The sequence below is a fragment of the Rhodococcus sp. NPDC059968 genome, from assembly GCF_042738615.1.
In the GTDB taxonomy this organism is placed as follows: domain Bacteria; phylum Actinomycetota; class Actinomycetes; order Mycobacteriales; family Mycobacteriaceae; genus Rhodococcus_F.
In genome coordinates, this window is record NZ_JBHWUE010000003.1 from 76,909 (window position 1) to 94,194 (window position 17,286).

Below are 17,286 nucleotides of genomic sequence, written 5' to 3' on the forward strand. Positions count from 1 at the left end.
GTCGGCGGCCTCCTAGACCTTGGACTTCTCACGGACACGCGCGTCGAGAAGTGCGTAGCCCGCGTCGATCAGGATGTTGAGGACGAAGATGCTGACCGCGGTCAGGAGCACCGCCGCCTGCAGGACCGCGAAATCGCGCTGCAGAATCGCGTCGATCATCAGTTTGCCGATGCCGGGCCACCCGAAGATCGCCTCGACGACGACGGCGCCGTTGACCAGTCCGACGGTGAGGTCGCCGGCCACCGTCAGCGCCGGAGCCGCGGCGTTGCGGAGCGCGTGATGGGTGACGACGCGCAGGTCGCCGGCGCCCTTGCTCCGGGCCAGTCGTACGTATGGTGCGGACAGCGCCGACACCATCGCGCCGCGGACCACCTGGGTGAGAACGCCGAGCGGGCGGATGAGCAGGGTGGCGATCGGCAGGATCCACGACAGCGCGCTTCCGGTCCCCGAGGTGGGCAGCACCCCCAGCACCACCGCGAAGATCCACACGCCGGTGATGGCGAACCAGAAGTCGGGGATGCTGGCCGCGGTCATCGACAACAGGCTCGAGATCCGGTCGGCCAGCGAATTCGGCCGATACGCCGCCCAGCAGCCGATCACGATGGCGCCGATGATCGCGAGCAGCATCGTGAAGAACGCGAGCTGCAACGTTGCCGGGAACGCCCGCAATGCCATGGTCGCGGCGGATTCACCGGTGCGCAGCGACTTCCCGAAGTCGAGGTGGGCGACCCCGGACAGGTAGTCGACCATCTGGCTCAGGACCGGCTTGTCGAGGCCGTTCTCGGCCGCGAATTCGGCGCGCTGATCCGGTGTCGCGGAGACCGGGAGATAGAGGTTGGTCGGGTCGCCGGTGAGGCGGGCGAGCAGGAACACACCGAAGAGGACGACGAGGAGTGGAATGAGGCTGGTGTAGACGCGTCGGCGCAGGAAGGCGAACATGACTTACCGCCTTCGAATCGGGTTCGGTTGGGACATCTCAGTTCCTCCGGGGGGCTGGGAAGAGGGTTTAGCCGTTCGCGGATGTGTCCGCGTGGGTCATCTCGCTCAGGCGCATCTCGTCGCCGGTCGCGGAGTTGGGCGCGTACTGCACGGTCGGGGACTTGGCGAGCACCGCGTTCATGTGGGCGATGTACGCGAACTGCCGGATCTCCTTCGGTTCGTTGGCGAGCACCGAGGCGAACGCGTCCTGGCGGGCGTCGCCGACGAGTTTCTCGGCGGCGTCGATCTGCGCGTCGTATCCGGCCGAGCCGAAGTAGCTCTGATATCCGTCGCTGCGCATGTACTGGTCGACGGTGAACTGCGCGTCACCCGCCTGGTTGCCGTGCTGGATCATCAGCAGAATCGGTCCGGTGCCCTGCGGGAACGGCCGGATCTGGTACTGCATCTGCCCGGCCGTGTCCATCATCTCGATCTTCACGTTCAGGCCGGCCTTACTCAGCGAGTTCTGGATGACCTCGATGGTCTCGTTGATCTTGGGGAACTGGCCCGTGCGCCCGATCAGGCGGATCTGGTTGTCGACGGGAACGCCGTCGGCCTTGGCCTCCGCCACCAGTTGCGCGGCGCGATCGGAGTCGTAGGGGGTCGGCTGAAGGTCGGGGTCGAACCCGACGATGCTGCTGCCGACGAGTTGCCCGGCCGGCTCGCCGAGACCCTGGAACAGCGCCTTGACGATCCCCGCCCGGTTGACGGAGAGGTCGATGGCCTCACGGACGCGGTAGTCGTCGAGCGGCGGTTCGGTGGCCATCATGCGCAGCGCCGTCGTCTCGTTGTTGGGGTAGGCGACGCCGAGGTCGCCTGCGCCGTCCTCCGGACCGAGGTACGTGGCCAGTTCGGCCTCGTCGTTGGTGACCATCGCGGCGCGGACGCTGCCCTCGGTCCGCCACTGGTAGATCGCCCGCGTGTACTCGGGCGCCGTGCCCCAGTACGTGTCGTTGCGGACCAGCGAGAGTCGCTGCCCGTGATCCCAGTAGTCGATCTTGTAGGGGCCGGTGCCGATGGGATCGCGCACCTTGTCCTGGGCGTCGGTGGTGGAGGGCACCATCTCCACGAACGAGATCCGTAGCGGAAGGATCGGGTCGGCGGCGGGGGTCTGCACCGTCACGGTCGACGGGTCGATCGCGTTCACCACGAGTTCGTCGTCGCCGAACACGTACCCGTCGACGTCGCAGCCGATGGTCGAGTTGACGGTGCGATCGATCGAGAAGGCGGCGTCCTCGGCATCGAACGCGCTGCCGTCGCTGAACGTGACGCCCGGACGGATCCGGAACGTCCAGACCGTGTCCGACGTCTGCTCCCACGAGTCGGCGAGCTTCGGTTCGAGATCGCCGGTATCGGCGTTGCGTTCCACCAGGGGCTCGGTGATGTTGGAGCGGACGACGACTCCGGTAGAGGTGAGTGACGCGTCGCAGGGTTCGAGCGTGGGCGGCTCCTGGGGGAGCACGATCCGCAACGTGTCGGGGCTGGCGGCGTCACTGTGGCTCGAATTGGCCACCGAGCAACCTGTGACCAGAGCCGGCACCGTCAGTGCGGCGGTGGCCACGACGACGGCGCGGTAACGGGTTCCCTGCTGCAGCGAACGTGCAGGGCTCATGGTGTCCTCCGTAAGGATGTGTCGCGTACTCGACGCGAGTGAAGAGGGCCCGCCTGTGACGGTAGACACACGCTATGAGCGGCCCGGACGACGCGTCAACAGGGGGTAACGGCAGAAAACAGCTCGTGAGGGCCGTCACGAGCCCGTTTGGATGAGACTGCAATCACTCCAGCAGGCCCCTGACCGGCGCATACCGGGAGTTTCGGCATCTGCGCACGTCAACGCGCCGCCAACCGATGCCGTTTCAGTATCGATCCATGTTATTTACGTGTTGGACAGGTATTCCGAGCGCCGCTTAACGTACGGGTAACCGGTGACGCGGAGAGTCGCGGCACCACTCGTCAGGAGGCACGATGGTGACCGCAGAGTCGTCCGTGAAAGAAGCTGCTGTACAGACTGTTTCGGGAGGACGCGTCCTGAAGGTCGGGCCACTGAAGCCGTCCCTCACTGCGACACTCTCCGGGAAGTACGACGCACTCGACCTCCCGTTCGGCGACGACCGCACCAGCTTCCTCGCCGAGCACGGCGAGTCCGTCACCGCAGTCGTGACGTCCGGTCGCACCGGAGTCGACGCCGCGCTGATGAAGGAACTGCCGAACCTCGGCGCCATCGTTCACTTCGGAGTCGGTTACGACACAACCGATGTCGTGCTCGCCGAGGAACTCGGAATCGGTGTGAGCAACACTCCCGACGTCCTCACCGACTGCGTCGCCGATACCGCCGTCGGATTGCTGATCGACACGCTCCGCGGCTTCTCCGCCGCCGACCGCTTTTTGCGCGACGGCCGCTGGCCCGCCGAGGGCAACTTCCCCCTCACCCGGAAGGTGAGCGGCACACGGGTCGGCATCATCGGGCTCGGGCGCATCGGGTCTGCCATCGCCGCCCGCCTCACCGGCTTCGGCTGCACGATCTCGTACCACAATCGGCGCGAGGTTCCCGGCTCCCCGTTCTCGTACGTCGGCTCGGCTGCCGCACTCGCCGCCGGGGTCGACGTGCTGATCGTCGCCGCAGCAGGCGGCAAGGGCACCGAAAAGCTCGTGGACCGAGAAGTTCTCGAAGCACTGGGACCCGACGGCTATCTGATCAACGTGGCGCGCGGAAGCGTCGTCGACGAGGAGACGCTCGTCGAGCTGCTCACCGAACGCAAGCTCGCCGGTGCCGGACTGGACGTGTTCGCCCGGGAACCACACGTTCCCGAAGCGCTCCTCGCGCTCGACACCGTCGTTCTCCTCCCCCACGTGGCGAGCGGCACGACCGAGACCCGGGCCGCCATGGAGGCTCTCACCCTGCAGAACCTCGACGAGTACCTCGCCCAGGGAACCCTGACCACCCCCGTACTCGAGCCGAGGTCACGATGAGCGTCATTCTCAGCTACGTCCCGACAGTCGAAGGTCGTGGCGCACTGGCATTCGGATTCGCCGAAGCCCGCATGCGCGCAACCGATCTCGTGGTGATCGCCGACGGCGACAGCGCCTCGGCTCCCGGCTTCGACTCAGAACTGCACTCCGCCAGGGAGGAAGCGGACGCATCCGGCGTCGACTACCGCATCGCGCGGAACGAACCCGACCGCTCCCACGCCGACAACCTCATCGACGCGTCCTACGACGCCACCGCCGAACTCCTCGTCCTCGGCATGCGGCGACGCTCCCCCGTCGGCAAACTCCTCATGGGCAGCGTCGCCCAGCGCGTGCTCCTCGAGGCGCAGTGCCCGGTGGTCGGGGTCAAGCCTCCCGTCGCCGCTGAGGTCTGAGCCGCACGGACGTCGTGCCCGAACCCCGGCGGATCGCGCTGTAACGGTTGTATTCTTCCGGGCACGGGCCACGAGAGGACTGCCGATGCGCCGATCACCGTTCACCCGACTCGTCCGTCGGGCGGTCGTCACGACCGGCGCGCTCATCCTCGCCACCGCGGTGGCCGCCGCGCCCGCCGTTGCGGCACTGCCTGCCACGGACACTCTGTACGTGACCGAGAACGGTACCGGTTCCGTTCTGTCCCTTCCCGCCGCGGGCGGCACCCCCAGCGCCGTGGCCACCGGCATCGCCGGACCGGGCGGGATCGCGGTGTCGGGCGACACGCTCTTCGTCACCGCAGGCACCTCGGTCGTGTCGGTGCCCGCCGCGGGCGGTACCCCCACCACCCTCGCCACCGGCTTGGGCAACGCGTTCGATGTGGCGGTGTCGGGCGGGACGCTCTACGTCACCGAGTTCGATTCCGGCAACGTGGTCTCCCTGCCCGCCGGCGGCGGAACCCCCACCCCGGTCGTCACCGGTCTCCAGCAACCGGTCGGGGTTGCCGTCTCCGGCAGCACCCTCTATGTCACCGTGGCCGGCGCGGGGACCCCCGGCACAGGGTCCGTGATCTCCGTGCCCGTCGCCGGCGGCACCCCCACCGTCCTCGCCGCCGGCCTGAATCTCCCGGCGGGAATCGACGTCTCCGGCGGCACCCTGTACGTGGCCGTCGCCGGTGACGGATCCGTCGTCGCCCTACCGGCGACCGGTGGCATCCCCACCGTCCTGACGACCGGTCTCGTCCGCCCGTTCGGTCTCACGGTCTCGGCGGGCACTGTCTACGTGGCCGCCGCAGGCGACGTCGGTTCGAGCAACGGCACGGTGGTCTCGCTGCCCGTCACCGGTGGCACCCCCACCGTCCTGGCCGCCGGACTCGACCAGCCGTTCTCTGTCGCGGCCGCGGCGACGTGCACGGGTTCTCTGTGCATTCCGTTCGGCAGTTAGGGTCGCGAGCCCGGCCCCATCCGCAACCCTGGCGGCGCCGAATACCTGCCATGATCGACGGGCCTCAGCACGCCGACGGCGCGCAACTGGGCGGTCGCCTCCTGACCTTGGTCGGCGACCGCGACTTCCAGGCGCTCGCACCCGAGATCTCCCAGATCGCGTGCGACCACGGCAGCGACCGGTCGGCGTTCACCGCGGTCGTGACGTGGATGGTCACCACCATCGCCGACCTCATCGCGGATCCGGCCTCGAGCGTCAACGACGCCGTCGACAGCTTCATCAGCGTCGTCCCCGTCGTGCACGACACAGCCGAGCTGAACGAGGAGTTGCCCGCGCCCGCCGAGTGGCTGTTCACCGCCGTCGTGCGGCACCTGCAGAGCAGGCACCGGGCAGGATCCGATCCCCCGCCGCCCGTGCCTGCCGACACCGCACTCACGCGCATGCAGGCCCTCGTCGAAGCGGTGCTCTGGCTCGATGCCCTCCTCGAGTGCGACCACAGCCTGTAGGCGAGCGCAAACTCGACATTTCAGGTCCAAGAGTGGCGTGCCGCAGTGACGGCCGTCTCGAGTCGGAATAGCGCCGCCCGTGTGCCCGTTGCCCCAGTGGATCCCGATCCTACGCGGCGACACCGAGAACGGCGCTGCCGAACACGACCTACGGAAAGACCGATATCTGTGAATCTCTTCTCCCCCTTGACACTCGGCGAACTCGAACTGCCCAACCGGGTCGTGATGGCACCCCTGACCCGCGTCCGCTCCGGGCGTGACGGCGTGCCGGGACCGCTGGTGGTCGAGCACTACCGGCAGCGTGCCACTCTCGGTCTGATCGTCAGTGAAGGCACCTACCCCAGCCACGCCGGCCAGGGCTTCCCCGGCCAGCCCGGGCTGGTGACACCGGAGCAGGTTGCGGGCTGGAAGAACGTCGCCGACGCCGTGCATGCGGCCGGTGGACGGATCGTCGCCCAGGTCATGCACGCCGGCCGTGTCACCCACGAGGGAACGACCGGCGGTCGCGAGGTCGTCGGTCCGAGTGCCGTCGCCATCGACGGCGAGACCCGCACCTACGACGCGAAGGAGCCGTACCCGGTACCCCGCGCGCTGGGCACCGAGGAACTCCCCGCCGTCATCGAGGAGTTCGTCCAGGCGTCGCGGAAGGCGGTGGCAGCCGGGATGGACGGCGTCGAAATCCACGCCGCCAACGGCTACCTGTTGCACGAATTCCTCTCCCCGGCATCGAACCTGCGCGTGGACGCGTACGGCGGCTCACCCGCGAACCGGGCGCGCTTCGTCGTCGAGGTGTTCGAGGCCGTGGCAGACGCCATCGGCGCCGGCCGGGTGGGTATCCGCATCTCGCCCGAACACAACATCCAGGACGCCCTGGAACTGGACGCCGACGACGTTCGGGCCACCTACGGCGTGCTGGTCGACGCCATCGCTCCACTGAGGCCCGCCTACCTGAGCATTCTGCACAAGGACCCGTCCGGACCCCTGGCGCAGGACCTGCGGACGCGATTCGGCGGCCCGGTGCTGGTCAACAGTGGTTTCAGGGAAGTCACCACCCGCGACGAAGCGCTGGCAATCCTCGACGACGGCCACGCCGATGCCGTCGTCGTCGGGCGTCCCGCGATCGCCAACCCGGACCTCGTGCGGCGCTGGCAGGAAGACCTGCCGCTCAACACCCCGGACCCCCAGACCTTCTATTCGGAGGGCGCGAAGGGCTACACCGACTACCCGGTGTTGCAGCACTGAGCTGCCCCGCAGGCCGACACACTGTGGCCCATGACGCCAGGTCATGGGCCACAGTGCTATCCGACGGACCACCCCGTGTCGCGTATCCGGGTCCGGCACCGTACGGTAAGTCGTAGTTGAGTACACAGCTACCGAGTTCACGGGCCGCCCGGCGTATCCGTGCTCCAATCGGGCGTACCCAACTGTCACGCGGTGCCAGGACGCCCACCTCGAAGGTGGCCGACAGCGAGACGCAGCCGAAGCTCCCGACGAACAGCTTTACTTCTATCTTCTCGTGACCTGTCGGAGGAATTGCATCTTCGGACCATCGATCTCCGAGGCTGCCCTGCCACCCCGACGGTCACAGAAGTTGAAAGGTGATCGTTCATGCCACTCACCGTGGAGCACACCACCCGCTACGCCGACGCCCTCATGACGCTGGCCCTGGCCGCGCGCCGCCCGGCCACCGTCGTCAACACCGGCACCGGATACGCCGTCCGGGTCGATTTCGAGCACAGCATTCATCTGCTCGCCACCAACGCACCGGGGGATCTCAGTTCCGATCCGGACGCGCAGAACCCCTGGGTCGTGCGTTTCTTTCAGCGACAGCCCGACGCCGAGGACACTCAGCTCGTGGAGGTGACCGGTGAATGGCTCGTCGACGCGTTCGACCAGGCCCTCACCGTGATGCCGATTGCCGGGGTCGGTGACGACCCGACTGCAGAATCCGGCGAGCAGCACCCCACCGAACCGGGGACGCTCGGACTGGCCCAGTAACACGGTCCGACGGGCCCACCTCGGCTCGTCACCGGCCCGCCGCAGACCGTCTACCTCCACCGGGTAGGCGGTCTGCGAGTCTCCCCAGCCGCTCGACCGCGGGCAGAGCCTGTGCGATCTTCTCCGCGTCACGGGCAATGATCTCGGCGCTCTGGTCGATGCCCTTCGCGCTGACGGCGAGCCCCTCTGCGGTCTCCGCGATCTGTTTTGCGGCGTCGAGCAGTTCGGACAGGTCGTCGAGGGCGGGCCCCAGACGGTCGATCAACACCCCGATCTGTCGTACTCGGAGCATCACCGTCGCGGCGGCGCGTTCCCACTCGCGGATCTCGCTCGAGGCGCTCTGCAGGATCTTGATGGGGACTCCTAGTCGGTGTCGGTGCTCGGCGGCCGGGCCTGGCGATGCGCATCCAACCTATCTGTTATTCCCAGTTTCCCGTATTCGGCCTAGCCGCTCAGATCGTGACCGGTGGCCGCGCGCGCGTAGGAGTGCAGGCTGGCGATCACCTCGGTGCGGCTGCGACGGCCGGCCAGCACCTCCATCTGGTAGCCGTCCTCCATGGCCACGAAATTCGCGGCGAGCAGGCGCGGCGGGTCGGTGAGCGTGAAGTGCCCCTGCGTCTGACCGATGACGAGAATGCCGGAGTAGACGGCGATTTGACGCTCGGTCAGGGAACTGTCGAGGGCTGCCACCTTGGCGTCGCGGAGCGATCTCGGCCAGCACTCGAACAGCAGTCGAACCAGTTCGTCGTCCGGCCCGCTGGCGACACCGTGGTCGATGCAGGCTCGGAGGCGGTCGCGCGCGTCGGGGAACTGTTCGGCGACGCGTTCACGCTCCTGGCTGAAGCGCTCGATCGCCCGCTGATACGTGTCGTAGATCAGGGCATCCAGGTCGCCGTAGTAGAGCACCGCCGCAGGGGTGACGCCGGCCTGCTCCGCGATGTCACGAAGACGCACTCCCTCCAGGCCGCGCGCGAGCACCGCACGCTGGACGGCCGCACCGAGTTCGGCCCGACGGGCCCCCTGATCCTTCTTCCGCGCCACTGCCGTCGCCCCTGTTCGCCTAGTTCTTATACGGAGATTTAGACAATACCTGCCCAGCTATTGACAGGTAGATCACACTTCTCTTAAATTTTTGTTTAACGAATCCGTTTCGAACTCAGGAGCCACCGTGTCGACCAACCCCACCGACGCCGAGACCAGCCTCGACCCACCACCAACGCCCACCGGGAAGGGACTCCGGGGCGGCTCCGTCGGCCTGCTCGCCGCGGTCGCACTCGGCCTGTCCTCGGTCGCGCCGGCCTACAGCATCGCGGTCACGCTCGGTTTCGTGACGATGGTCGTCGGTAACCTCGCGCCCGCCGCCCTCCTTCTCGGGTTCGTGCCGATCCTTTTGACGGCGTTCGCCTTTCGTGAGTTGAACCGGGAGATGCCGGACTGCGGCACCACCTTCGTCTGGACCACCCGCGCGTTCGGCCCGCACACGGGATGGCTGTCCGGCGGCTGGGTGGTGCAGATCGCGACCCTCATCGCGATGACGGCACTCGCCCGGGTCGGAGCCGGGTACCTCCTGGCCTTGCTGGGCCTGGACTCGTTGGCGTCCAACAGTGTCGCTGTCATCGTCACGGCCGTCCTGCTCGTCGCCGCGGTCACCACCATCGCCTACCGCGGGCTGCAACTCGCCGCATCCGTCCAATACGTGCTGCTGGGCCTGCAACTGGTCGCCCTGTTCGGGTTCGGAGCGGCCGCGTTCGCCCGCACCGGCGCCTCCGCGCCGAGCCTGTCCTGGCTGAACCCGTTCGCGTTCGGCGGCTTCGGCCCCTTCGCGGAGGCGGTGCTGCTGTGCCTGTTCATCTACTGGGGATGGGACGCGTTGATCACCGTCAACGAGGAAACCCGCGACAGCGACCGCATCCCGGGTCAGGCCGCGGTGATCTCCACCCTCGTCCTGCTGGGCACGTATCTCTTCACCGGATTCGCCGCGATCAGCTTCGCCGGCATCGGCACCGACGGGCTGGGTCTGGGCAACCCGGACAACGCGGGAGACGTACTCGCCACGCTCGGGCCGCCGGTACTCGGCGCGGGCCTGTCGAAGGTGGTCGAACTCGCCATCTGCGTGTCGGCGATCTCGGCGCTGCTCACCTGCGTTATCGGGAGCTCACGCGCCACTCTCTCCATGGGCGCTCACGGCGCACTGCCCCGCGCCTTCACCCGAATTCATCCCGCCTACCGCACCCCCGCGTTCGGCACCGTGTTCTTCGGGGCGACCGCCGCGGTCCTGCTCACCGCCCTCACGCTCGTCTCCGGCAACTTCCTCGGCGACGCCATCCTCTCGATCGGCCTGCTCATCGCGTTCTACTACGGCGTCACCGGTCTCGCCTGCGTCTGGTACTTCCGCCACCGCCTGAACGACTCCCCGCGCGACCTGTTCCTCCGCGGCATCCTGCCCGCACTGGGCGGGACGATCATGCTCGCCGCTTTCGCACGCAGCGCCCACGACATGCTCGACCCGGACTACGGGGCAACCTCGTTCCACGGCATCGGCGGGGTGTTCCTGCTCGGTGTCGGTTCGATCGCCGTCGGCGCCGTGGCGATGGTGCTCGTCCGCACCCGCTTCCGCCGCTTCTTCCGAGACGGCCGCACCGCCGTCACCGAACTGACCGTCACAGAGGACTGAACCCATGCGCACATTGACCATCGCCGCCATCCAGACCGCCCCGATCCCGTTCGACGTGGAGGCCACCTGGCTGCGGTTCGCCGATCAGGTCCGCGCGGTGCGCGACACGTTCCCCCATGTCGAGCTCGTCGTGGTCCCCGAACTCATGCTGGCCGCGGAGGCGCCCCTCCTGCAGGCCCGCGCCGACTGGATGGACCGGGTGGCACTGCCACTCGCCGGCCCCCACATCGACCGGATGTGCGCACTCGCCGAGGAGACCGGCCTGTGGCTGGTGCCGGGAAGTCTCTACGAGCGCGGCGACGACGACAAGGTCTACAACACCGCCGTCGCCGTGTCGCCCCTCGGCGAGGTCGTGGCCCGCTACCGCAAGGTCTTCCCCTGGCAGCCGTATGAGCAGACCGCACCCGGCAGCGAGTTCGTCGTCTTCGACATTCCCGGCACCGGCCGGATCGGCTTGGCCATCTGCTACGACGGCTCGTTCCCCGAGACCGCCCGCCAACTGGCCTGGCTCGGCGCGGAAGTGATCATCCAACCCACCCTCACCACCACCCGCGACCGCGAGATGGAACTCGTCTGCTCCCGCGCCAACGCATGGACCAACCAGGTCTACGTCGTCAACGTCAACGGCGCCGACCCGGCCGGAGTCGGTGCCAGCGTCGTCGTCGACCCCGAGGGCATCATCCGGCAGCAAGCAGGGTCGGGAGAAGAAGTCCTCGTCGACACCCTCGACCTCGACGCCGTGACCCGGGTCCGCGCCTACGGCACGTTCGGCCTCAACCGCCCCTGGGACCAGATCGCCCGATACGGCGCAGGGATTCGACTCCCGATGTACGACGGCGCGGGCATCCACACCCCGCCGTGGCACGACAACGCCGCGCCGATTCCCGCGTCCACGCCCACCTGACTCGCCCTCCCGGGAGGGGCGGTCGCGAGAGACCCGCCCCTTTCCGGGAGCGGTCCTGGATAATTGCGAGAGTGAGGCCCCTCGCTGCTTCGTCCGTCGACACGGTCCTACAGGACTATCAGCCGCGCATCCTGCGCCGCTACCTGTGGATCACGACTGCGCTGCACCTGTCGGGGTTCGTCCTGCCTCCCATGGTCGGGTTGTCGATCCGGCCGGAGACCGTCGCCGCTCGCTCGGCGGGCGTCCTCCTCGGAGTGTTCGCACTCGTCGTGCTGTACCGGGGCGGGCGCAGGCCGAGTCGACGGGTCTACCAGGTCAGTACGGCGGCGACACTGCTCGCCACACCGATCGTGATGTCCGGCCTCGTTCTCGCCGTCGCCCAACTGCTCTGTGCGATCGCGGCGATGTTCCTGGCGATGTATTTCGTCGTGTTCTATCCGAAACGGCAGTCGAGGCTCCTCGTCGGATGCCTCACCGGGTTGATGGTGGTCGGAGTCGTCGTCGCACCCACCGCCTTCACGCTGGTGCCGGTCGAGGTGGACACGGTGACCGTGAAGGCCGCCGTTCTCGTCGTGGCCATCACCTGCGTACTCGGCGCGGCCGAAATGTTCGGATCCCTCACCCGGACCCTGATCGAATCGGCCAGCACCGACGGACTGACAGCCCTGCTCAATCGCGCCGGTTTCGAGCTCGCGTTCCGGCATGCGCGCGAAACCGCCGGCTCGGGGCAGGTCGCCGTGACGTTGGTGCTCATCGACGTCGACCAGTTCAAGTCGACCAACGATCACTACGGCCACGCCGTGGGCGATGCGGTTCTCGTCGACCTCGCGAACTATCTCGCCGAGCACATGCCACGCGGTGCCCTCCTCGCCAGGGTCGGCGGCGACGAATTCGTCAGCTGCATGGTCGGCGATCACCACGCCGAGCTCCCCGGCGTGATGGCGCAACTCGCCCGGCAGAGCCCTACCCCGTTCAGCTTCGGCGCGGCGTCGTGCATCGGCGACGTCGACCCCCTCACCGGGCTCTATCGGCAGGCCGACCGCGAGCTGTACACGGCGAAGCAGAGACAGCACCCACCCGAGCCACCCGCCGACGAACAGTCGCTGAGGACGGGATGAAACGCCTGAGCAGACGGGCCGGAATCCCGGCATTCACATCAGCACACCTGCCGACTTGTAGGTGCGCACGACGAACGCGGTCTGCACCTGCCGGACGCCGTCCATGCCGCCGAGCACCCGGCCCGTGAAGGCGTACAGGTCCTGCGCGTCGAGATGCCGCGAGTAACCGAGAACATTGCTCCGGCCGGTCGTCGTCACCAGGTGCCGGACGCACGGTTCCGACGCGAGCCGCCGCACTGCTGCGTCGAGGTGACGATGCTCGACTTCGAGTTCGAGGCGCGCCTCCACGGTGAATCCGAATTGTGCCGGATCGACGAACAGGCGCAGATGCAGGACGTGCGAGCTTTTCAGACGCGCCAGCCTCCGGCGGGCGGTCGACTCACCGACGTTGAGTTCCTTGGCGAGCCTGCTCATCGGCATCCGGGGATCGCGCCGTAGAAGGTCGGCCAGAAGGCGGTCCAGGTCGTCCACGTCGATCGGCTCGGGAAGCGGCACCCCCTCTGCGGCGAACCGGCGAATCGCCGTGGGCTCGCTGTCGAACGGCGCCCAGTCCGCGGCGGTGAGCAGCAACTGCAGGATCACGGCGGAATGCACGTCGAGGACGCCGCCGAGCCTGCCGATGGAGCCGTCGATGAGGGCCAGGAGCGCATCGTTGTCGGCGACCGTGGCTTCGACGTGGATCTGCAGGCCACCGGTCGTCACCTCGACCGCGCGGGTCTCGGGCAGTCCCGCGAGGGCCACCGCCACGTCGTCGAGTCGGCCGGGGGCGCACCGGACAGCGAGGTCGACCGACAACCCCTCGCCCAGGTATTCCGGGATGAGGCCCGCAGTGAAGCGAACGGCACCGGTCTCGGTCATCCGTTCGAGACGCCGCGCGACCGTGCGCTCGTGACACCCGAGACGGGCACCCACGTCGGCGAACGACGCCCGTAGATCACGTGCGAGAACCTGCACGATCGCGCGATCGAGTGTGTCGAACACCGTCGACGACCCGTCTGTTTCCGCCATTCCGATCCTCCTCGAGCCGGAATCCACCAGAGGGCCCGCCACTGTGCCAGATCCAGCCTATTTCTCGCCGGACTGTTGCCTGATTATCGGCCTCTGGCGGAAATTCATGTGCAGAATCCGCCGCGGATTCCGTCCGAGCAAAGGTGCACAAGTATGACTCGAGCAGACACGTCGACCGCTTCCGCGGTCGGCTCCCACGTTCGGACGACACCGGGGGCGGCCATCATCGTCTCCGTCGTCCTGGTGGAACTCACCAGCGGAATCACCCAGGGCTTCCTCTCCCCGGTCCTGCGCAGTCTCACCGAGGTATTGCACGTGACCGCGGCGGATCTCAACTGGATCAGCATCGCCAACCTGCTGGCCAGTGTGGCCTTCACCCCGGTGCTCTCCCGGATGGGCGACCTGTACGGGCACCGGCGGATCCTCCGGTGGAATCTCGCGATCGTCCTGCTCGGGTCACTGCTCGTCGGGACGGCACAGTCGTTCGGTGTCCTTCTCCTCGGGCAGGTCCTGCAGGGTGCGTTCGCCGGCTTCTTCCCACTCCTGGTCGGCATCCTGCGCAACCGCAGCGGTGACGCCGAGAGCCGTCGGGGCATCGGCTTCATGGTCGCGGCACTGCTCAGCGGGATCGGGGTCGGCATGGTGGCCAGCGGCTTCGTCGCCCAGCACGTGGACGCCCCCACGGCGGCGCTGTGGGTGCCGGCGGTCGCCGTCAGCCTCGTGCTGCTCGCCACGTGGCCGCTGCTGCCCGAATCCGAGCACCGGCCCGGCGGTCACCTCGACCTCCGTGGCGGACTGCTGCTCTGCGTCGGGCTCGTCGCGGTCCTGCTCGGCCTCGGTCAGGGCGGCATGCCCGGCTGGGAATGGACCTCCGCGCGGACCGTGGGGTGCCTGGCCGGTGGCGTGCTCGTCGTCGCGCAGTGGACATGGGTCGAGTTGCGGTCCGACGCGCCGATGATCGACGTGCGACTGTTCCGCCACCGCAACGTCACCGTCGTCTCACTCGTCGCGGTCACGTTCTCGTTCTGCCTGATCGGCCTGCAGGTCGCCAACGCCATCTTCCTCGCAACCCCGCGCGAGCAGTTCGGGTACGGCCTCGGTCTGGCCCCACTGCACATCGCGTTCGCGATGCTCCCGAGCATGGCCGCAGTCGCGATCGCCGCGGTGTGCGCGCCCACGCTCGCCGAGCGGATCGGTGACCGCGCGACACTCGTCCTCGGCTCGCTGATCATGGCAGCCGGCTACCTCGGCAACCTGGCATTCCACAGTTCCCTCGCGCCGTACCTGCTCGTCGGTGTCGTCTCGTCCGTCGGTGCCGGCCTGCTTCAGCAGTCCACACGCTCGCTGGCCGTCGAATCGGTACCGCACGACCAGGCGGCGGTCGGCTCGGGCATCAACGAGTTGCAGATCAACATCGGTGGTTCGCTCGGCGCCGCCTGCGTGCTGTCCTTCACTGCGGCGGCGACGCCCGCCGGGTCGCCGCTCCCGACGTTCTCGGCGTACGCGGCGATCTGGACGACCACCACTTTGGTGTCGATGGCCGGTGCCGGTGCCGCGCTGTTCCTGCGCCGCACCGCCATTTCCGCCTGACATCTGTTGTCTTCCCACCACTCTCGAAGGAACCCATGACCACCGGAATCCAGAACATCCGCGAGCACGCCCGCGCCGTCGTCACCGACCGCCGAGACGATGTCATCGGTTTGAGCCACAGCCTGCACGCCGAACCCGAACTCGCCTACGAGGAATTCCGCTCGGCACGCAAGATCGCCGACCTCGTCGAGCGCGCCGGATTCGAGGTGACCCGCGGAGCGTACGACCTGCCGACGGCGTTCTGCGCCACCGCCGGACGCGGCGAACTCGTCGTCGCGATCACCGCCGAGTACGACGCACTGCCCGGGATCGGGCATGCCTGCGGACACAACGTCAACGGCGCCTCGGCGGTGACTGCAGCGCTCGCCCTCGCGCCGTTCGCCGACGACCTCGGGATTCAGGTCAAACTCCTCGGCACGCCGGCCGAGGAGTACGGCGGCGGCAAGGTCGACATGCTCGACGCGGGCGCCTTCGACGATGTCGCCGCCGCCATGATGGTGCACGCCGCACCGACCGACGGCGTCGGCATGGGTTCGCTGGCCATCGGCAGCTGGAACGTCACCTACACCGGGCGGCCGTCCCACGCCGCGGCGATGGCGCACCGCGGCGTCAACGCCGCCGACGCGATGATGATCGCCCAGGTCGCGATCAGCGCCTACCGGCAGCAGATGCTGCCCGGCGGTGTCGTCCACGGCATCGTGACCTCGGGCGGTGAAGCGCCCAACGTCATCCCCGGGCGCACCACGGCCGCCTACGATTGCCGGGCGGAGTCCGCCGAGGATCTCACCGAACTCCAGGCCCGGATCCGCGCCTGCTTCCAGGCCGGCGCCCTCGCCACCGGCGCCGAACTCGCCCTCGAGGCCGTCGGCAACGACTACGCCGATCTGCGCCAGGACCTCGCGCTGTGCGGGATCTACCGCGACGCCGTCACAGCGCTCGGACGCACCGTCGACGACGGCACCCCCACCCGGCAGGGTTCCACCGACATGGGCAACGTCTCCCACCTCGTACCCACGATCCACCCCACCATCGGGTACGACTGCGGCGACACGATCATGCACAACCCCGAGTTCACCCGCTACGGCGTCACCGCCCACGCGGACCGCGCGGTCCTCGACGGCGGCTTGGCGATGGCCTGGACGGCGATCGGGCTGGCCACCGACGAGGCGCACCGCGCGGACCTGCTCACACGCCTGGCCGCACGGCCTCGCAGGTCGGCACCGGACGGCGGTCCGCCGGTCTCACGTGGGTGACCATCCACACCGCGGCGACGACCAGCGCGCAGCCGGCGAACTGACCGATGCTGGGACGCTCGTGCACGATCACGATGGAGAACAGCATCGCCAGGACCGGCTGGAGCAGCAGCAACGTGGCGCCCACCTCGGCGGCGAGCCTCGGCAGGGCGAATCCGATGAGGACCCAGCCGAGTACCTGGCTGCTCAGCGACAGTGCCGCCAACCACCCCAGCGCGGGCCATCCCGGCGTGAGGTCCACCGTCCCCCACAGTGATCCCACTGCGGTCCCGACGACGCCCGCGGCGATCGTCGACACGAACACCTGCGACGACGCCCGGTGTGCGGACCCGGCGCGGCCGATGACGAAGATGTAGATCCCGTAGGCCACGCCCGCCGCCAGCGACAGCAGAGTTCCGAGGAACAGCTGGTCGCCCTCGCCGCTGCCGCCGAGGATTCCGCCGGCGAGAGCGACACCGGCGAACAGGAAGGGAACGGCCACGACGAACCGGACCGGCACCCGCGCGCGGAAGAAGACCCACGCGAGCAGGGGCACGACGACGACTTGCACGTTGACGACGACGGTGGAGATGCCGGCGCCGATCAGGTGGATGGATCGCGCCCACAGTGCGAAGTCGACGCCGAGCATCATCCCGCCGAGCACCTGGGCCGCGATCACCCGCCGCGGGATCCCGCCGTATCGCCGAAACTCCTGCAGGGCAAGGAGTCCGAGGATGGGCAGCGCCAGCACACACCGGAAGAACGTCGACGTGGCCGGCTCCACCCCGGACAATTTGATGAGACTGCCGGTCAGCGACGTCGCCACCGCACCCGCCAGAACCAGCAGTCGCGGATCCACGGACGCGACGCTGAACGAGGGGCTGACGAGGGCACGGGGGCGTAAACGGAGGGCGGTAGTCACACCGAGAATTCT

General features: G+C 68.3%; 17 protein-coding genes. 11 read left to right on the forward strand and 6 right to left on the reverse strand.

Annotation, left to right across the window (positions count from 1 at the left end; translation table 11 throughout):
* Nucleotides 1–12: 12 nt before the first annotated feature.
* Together ACFWAY_RS04500 and ACFWAY_RS04505 are read right to left on the reverse strand one after the other, a co-directional pair.
* Nucleotides 13–939 (reverse strand): ABC transporter permease, encoded by a 927-nt coding sequence (locus tag ACFWAY_RS04500; RefSeq protein WP_378509920.1) that lies wholly within the window; start codon nucleotides 937–939, stop codon nucleotides 13–15.
* A 67-nt stretch (nucleotides 940–1,006) separates the two neighbouring features.
* A complete protein-coding gene (locus tag ACFWAY_RS04505; protein ID WP_378457209.1) occupies nucleotides 1,007–2,590 on the reverse strand; it encodes an ABC transporter substrate-binding protein in 1,584 nt (527 codons plus the stop codon).
* Between the two features lie 353 nt (nucleotides 2,591–2,943).
* Between ACFWAY_RS04505 and ACFWAY_RS04510 the strand changes: the two genes are divergently transcribed.
* The 6 genes from ACFWAY_RS04510 to ACFWAY_RS04535 all read left to right on the forward strand — a co-directional run bounded on the left by ACFWAY_RS04510 (nucleotide 2,944) and on the right by ACFWAY_RS04535 (nucleotide 7,826).
* Entirely contained in the window at nucleotides 2,944–3,948 is a 1,005-nt protein-coding gene (locus ACFWAY_RS04510; protein WP_378509921.1) for a 2-hydroxyacid dehydrogenase, read from the forward strand.
* Nucleotides 3,945–4,340 (forward strand): universal stress protein, encoded by a 396-nt coding sequence (locus ACFWAY_RS04515; RefSeq protein ID WP_378509922.1) that lies wholly within the window; start codon nucleotides 3,945–3,947, stop codon nucleotides 4,338–4,340. The genes ACFWAY_RS04510 and ACFWAY_RS04515 overlap by 4 nt, the downstream gene beginning before the upstream one ends.
* 85 nt (nucleotides 4,341–4,425) lie before the next feature.
* Entirely contained in the window at nucleotides 4,426–5,322 is an 897-nt protein-coding gene (locus ACFWAY_RS04520; RefSeq protein WP_378509923.1) for a hypothetical protein, read from the forward strand.
* 50 nt (nucleotides 5,323–5,372) lie between these two features.
* Nucleotides 5,373–5,828 carry a hypothetical protein gene (locus tag ACFWAY_RS04525; RefSeq protein ID WP_378457205.1) on the forward strand — a complete coding sequence of 152 codons (456 nt, stop codon included), beginning with the start codon at nucleotides 5,373–5,375 and terminating at the stop codon, nucleotides 5,826–5,828.
* A 168-nt stretch (nucleotides 5,829–5,996) separates the two neighbouring features.
* The gene (locus ACFWAY_RS04530; RefSeq protein WP_378509924.1) at nucleotides 5,997–7,070 is read left to right on the forward strand and encodes an alkene reductase; all 1,074 of its coding nucleotides are present in this window, start codon (nucleotides 5,997–5,999) and stop codon (nucleotides 7,068–7,070) included.
* Between the two features lie 366 nt (nucleotides 7,071–7,436).
* Nucleotides 7,437–7,826 carry a hypothetical protein gene (locus ACFWAY_RS04535; protein ID WP_378457203.1) on the forward strand — a complete coding sequence of 130 codons (390 nt, stop codon included), beginning with the start codon at nucleotides 7,437–7,439 and terminating at the stop codon, nucleotides 7,824–7,826.
* Between the two features lie 28 nt (nucleotides 7,827–7,854).
* Here the strand turns inward: ACFWAY_RS04535 and ACFWAY_RS04540 are convergent, their stop codons facing one another.
* Together ACFWAY_RS04540 and ACFWAY_RS04545 are read right to left on the reverse strand one after the other, a co-directional pair.
* The gene (locus ACFWAY_RS04540) at nucleotides 7,855–8,118 is read right to left on the reverse strand and encodes a hypothetical protein (RefSeq protein ID WP_378457202.1); all 264 of its coding nucleotides are present in this window, start codon (nucleotides 8,116–8,118) and stop codon (nucleotides 7,855–7,857) included.
* A gap of 152 nt (nucleotides 8,119–8,270) precedes the next feature.
* Entirely contained in the window at nucleotides 8,271–8,867 is a 597-nt protein-coding gene (locus tag ACFWAY_RS04545) for a TetR/AcrR family transcriptional regulator (protein ID WP_378509925.1), read from the reverse strand.
* Nucleotides 8,868–8,994: 127 nt separating this feature from the next.
* Here ACFWAY_RS04545 and ACFWAY_RS04550 point away from each other — a divergent pair, with 127 nt between their 5' ends.
* The 3 genes from ACFWAY_RS04550 (at nucleotide 8,995) to ACFWAY_RS04560 (ending at nucleotide 12,522) form a co-directional block, all read left to right on the forward strand.
* Complete coding sequence (locus ACFWAY_RS04550; protein WP_378509926.1) at nucleotides 8,995–10,500, forward strand: APC family permease; 1,506 nt, start codon at nucleotides 8,995–8,997, stop codon at nucleotides 10,498–10,500.
* A gap of 4 nt (nucleotides 10,501–10,504) precedes the next feature.
* The gene (locus ACFWAY_RS04555; RefSeq protein WP_378509927.1) at nucleotides 10,505–11,404 is read left to right on the forward strand and encodes a carbon-nitrogen hydrolase family protein; all 900 of its coding nucleotides are present in this window, start codon (nucleotides 10,505–10,507) and stop codon (nucleotides 11,402–11,404) included.
* Between the two features lie 71 nt (nucleotides 11,405–11,475).
* Complete coding sequence (locus ACFWAY_RS04560; RefSeq protein ID WP_378509928.1) at nucleotides 11,476–12,522, forward strand: diguanylate cyclase domain-containing protein; 1,047 nt, start codon at nucleotides 11,476–11,478, stop codon at nucleotides 12,520–12,522.
* Nucleotides 12,523–12,555: 33 nt separating this feature from the next.
* Here the strand turns inward: ACFWAY_RS04560 and ACFWAY_RS04565 are convergent, their stop codons facing one another.
* Nucleotides 12,556–13,530, reverse strand: a complete 975-nt coding sequence (locus tag ACFWAY_RS04565) for an Lrp/AsnC family transcriptional regulator (protein ID WP_378509929.1) — start codon at nucleotides 13,528–13,530, stop codon at nucleotides 12,556–12,558.
* Between the two features lie 153 nt (nucleotides 13,531–13,683).
* On the opposite strand from ACFWAY_RS04565, the gene ACFWAY_RS04570 reads away from it, so the two are divergent.
* Together ACFWAY_RS04570 and ACFWAY_RS04575 are read left to right on the forward strand one after the other, a co-directional pair.
* A complete protein-coding gene (locus ACFWAY_RS04570; protein ID WP_378509930.1) occupies nucleotides 13,684–15,120 on the forward strand; it encodes an MFS transporter in 1,437 nt (478 codons plus the stop codon).
* Between the two features lie 35 nt (nucleotides 15,121–15,155).
* Nucleotides 15,156–16,373, forward strand: a complete 1,218-nt coding sequence (locus ACFWAY_RS04575) for a M20 family metallopeptidase (protein WP_378509931.1) — start codon at nucleotides 15,156–15,158, stop codon at nucleotides 16,371–16,373.
* Here the strand turns inward: ACFWAY_RS04575 and ACFWAY_RS04580 are convergent.
* Nucleotides 16,306–17,274, reverse strand: a complete 969-nt coding sequence (locus tag ACFWAY_RS04580; RefSeq protein WP_378509932.1) for a DMT family transporter — start codon at nucleotides 17,272–17,274, stop codon at nucleotides 16,306–16,308. The genes ACFWAY_RS04575 and ACFWAY_RS04580 overlap by 68 nt on opposite strands.
* Nucleotides 17,275–17,286 lie beyond the last annotated feature (12 nt).

Bases quoted from the DNA above. Each gene is read 5' to 3' on its own strand.
- ACFWAY_RS04515 (WP_378509922.1), top strand. From the start codon at position 3,945: ATGAGCGTCATTCTCAGCTACGTCCCGACAGTCGAAGGTCGTGGCGCA.
- ACFWAY_RS04565 (WP_378509929.1), bottom strand. From the start codon at position 13,530: ATGGCGGAAACAGACGGGTCGTCGACGGTGTTCGACACACTCGATCGC.
- ACFWAY_RS04510 (WP_378509921.1), top strand. From the start codon at position 2,944: ATGGTGACCGCAGAGTCGTCCGTGAAAGAAGCTGCTGTACAGACTGTT.
- ACFWAY_RS04520 (WP_378509923.1), top strand. From the start codon at position 4,426: ATGCGCCGATCACCGTTCACCCGACTCGTCCGTCGGGCGGTCGTCACG.
- ACFWAY_RS04535 (WP_378457203.1), top strand. From the start codon at position 7,437: ATGCCACTCACCGTGGAGCACACCACCCGCTACGCCGACGCCCTCATG.
- ACFWAY_RS04500 (WP_378509920.1), bottom strand. From the start codon at position 939: ATGTTCGCCTTCCTGCGCCGACGCGTCTACACCAGCCTCATTCCACTC.
- ACFWAY_RS04575 (WP_378509931.1), top strand. From the start codon at position 15,156: ATGACCACCGGAATCCAGAACATCCGCGAGCACGCCCGCGCCGTCGTC.
- ACFWAY_RS04555 (WP_378509927.1), top strand. From the start codon at position 10,505: ATGCGCACATTGACCATCGCCGCCATCCAGACCGCCCCGATCCCGTTC.
- ACFWAY_RS04570 (WP_378509930.1), top strand. From the start codon at position 13,684: ATGACTCGAGCAGACACGTCGACCGCTTCCGCGGTCGGCTCCCACGTT.
- ACFWAY_RS04505 (WP_378457209.1), bottom strand. From the start codon at position 2,590: ATGAGCCCTGCACGTTCGCTGCAGCAGGGAACCCGTTACCGCGCCGTC.
- ACFWAY_RS04525 (WP_378457205.1), top strand. From the start codon at position 5,373: ATGATCGACGGGCCTCAGCACGCCGACGGCGCGCAACTGGGCGGTCGC.
- ACFWAY_RS04540 (WP_378457202.1), bottom strand. From the start codon at position 8,118: ATGCTCCGAGTACGACAGATCGGGGTGTTGATCGACCGTCTGGGGCCC.